Annotated in this window: 2 protein-coding genes; both read right to left on the reverse strand. The window is 37.0% G+C overall.

The genetic code is table 11. From position 1 onward, the window contains the following. The coding region (gene fusA, locus WBN21_RS10500; protein ID WP_424200052.1) for an elongation factor G at nucleotides 1–1,597 on the reverse strand (1,597 nt) is incomplete at its 3' end. A gap of 3 nt (nucleotides 1,598–1,600) precedes the next feature. Further along, on the reverse strand, nucleotides 1,601–2,077 hold the full coding sequence (gene rpsG, locus WBN21_RS10505) for a 30S ribosomal protein S7 (protein WP_034043281.1): 477 nt from the start codon (nucleotides 2,075–2,077) through the stop codon (nucleotides 1,601–1,603). Nucleotides 2,078–2,155: the final 78 nt, after the last annotated feature.

Genomic DNA, 2,155 nt, shown 5'->3' on the forward strand with positions numbered 1-2,155 from the left:
CAACACCTTCATCTGCTGGTTCAATCGTAAATACGATATCAGCAAATTTACCACGACCACCAGATTGTTTTTTGTAAACTTCTCTATGATCTGCAGACGCTGTAATAGCTTCTTTATATTCTACTTGTGGTTGACCTTGATTAACCTCAACTTTAAATTCTCTTTTTAAACGATCTACAATTACATCTAAGTGTAATTCACCCATCCCAGAAATAATAGTTTGTCCTGAAGCTTCATCTGAACGTACTGTAAAGGTAGGATCTTCCTCAGCCAATTTAGCTAAGCCCATACCTAATTTATCAACGTCTGCTTTAGTTTTAGGCTCCACCGCAATACCAATTACTGGATCAGGGAAGTCCATTGATTCTAAAACAATAGGGTGCTTTTCATCTGAAAGCGTATCTCCTGTTTTGATAGATTTAAATCCAACAGCAGCTCCAATATCTCCAGCTTCGATAAAATCGATTGCATTTTGTTTGTTAGCGTGCATTTGGTAGATACGAGAAATACGTTCTTTTTTACCAGAACGATTATTCAATACATAAGAACCTGCATCTAAACGACCAGAGTATGCACGGAAAAATGCTAAACGTCCAACAAAAGGATCGGTAGCAATTTTAAATGCTAAAGCAGCAAATGGCTCCTTTACACTTGGCTTACGTAATTCTTCTTTATCAGTATCAGGATTCATTCCCTTAATACCTTCCTTATCCATTGGAGAAGGTAAATAACGACATACAGCATCTAATAAGAATTGAACACCTTTATTTTTAAATGCAGAACCACAAATCATAGGAATGATTGCCATATCCATTACAGCAGCCCTAAGTGCAGCGTGCACTTCGTCTTCTGTAATTGAATCTTCATCTTCCATGAACTTCTCAAGTAAGTTCTCATCGTAACCTGCTACTTCTTCAATTAATAACGCTCTATATTTTTTAGCTTCAGCTTTAAGCTCTTCGGGAATATCAATAACATCAAAAGTTGCCCCTTGAGTTTCATCATGCCAAACAATAGCTCTATTCTTTACTAAATCTATAACACCTTTAAAATCTTCCTCATCACCAATGTTTAAAACGATTGGCACCGCGTTAGATTTCAACATATCTTTTACTTGTTGACAAACCCCTAAAAAGTCAGATCCTTGACGGTCCATTTTATTTACGAACCCAATTCTTGGCACTTTATAGTTATCAGCTAATCTCCAGTTAGTTTCTGATTGTGGCTCAACACCATCAACAGCACTAAATAAGAATACTAAACCATCAAGTACACGTAATGAACGGTTTACTTCAACCGTAAAATCAACGTGACCAGGTGTATCAATAATATTAAAATGGAATTCCTTAGACTCATCAGTTGGCTCTCCATTCAATCTTGGAAATACCCACTCACAAGTTGTAGCTGCCGAAGTAATTGTAATTCCTCTTTCTTGCTCCTGCTCCATCCAGTCCATTGTTGCAGCGCCATCATGCACTTCACCAATTTTATGAGAAACTCCTGTATAATAAAGAATACGCTCTGTAGTAGTAGTTTTTCCTGCATCAATATGTGCAGCAATACCTATATTTCTTGTTAATGTTAAATCTCTTGCCATTTCTTAAAATCTAAAGTGAGAGAATGCTTTGTTAGCCTCTGCCATTTTGTGAGTATCTACTCTTTTCTTAACCGCCGCTCCTTCTTCTTTAGCTGCTGCTAAAACTTCAGATGCTAAACGTAATGCCATAGATTTTTCATTTCTTTTACGTGAATAGCTAATTAGCCATTTCATTGCTGTTGAAACTTTTCTGTCTGGACGAATTTGCATTGGAATTTGGAATGTTGCACCACCTACTCTACGACTACGTACTTCTACGTGAGGCATAACGTTAGATAAAGCGTCTTTCCAGATTTCTAAAGCTGTTTTTTCTTCGTCCGTTTTTTTCGAGTCTACAATATCAATTGCATCGTAGAATACTTTAAAAGCTACCGATTTCTTTCCATCCCACATCATCATATTAACGAAACGAGTTACTAACTGGTCGTTAAAACGTGGATCTGGCAAAAGCGGTCTCTTTTTTGCTGCTCTTTTTCTCATGTCTTCTTCTTAAAGTTTTAATTACTTCTTAGGGCGTTTTGCACCATACTTAGATCTACGTTGCGTTCTACCTGAAAC

Origin of the sequence: Algibacter sp., assembly GCF_049667265.1 — a bacterium.
In the GTDB taxonomy this organism is placed as follows: Bacteria; Bacteroidota; Bacteroidia; order Flavobacteriales; family Flavobacteriaceae; genus Algibacter_B.

What these genes read in the sequence shown, in the direction of transcription:
- rpsG (WP_034043281.1), bottom strand. Translation starts at nt 2,077, where the DNA reads ATGAGAAAAAGAGCAGCAAAAAAGAGACCGCTTTTGCCAGATCCACGT.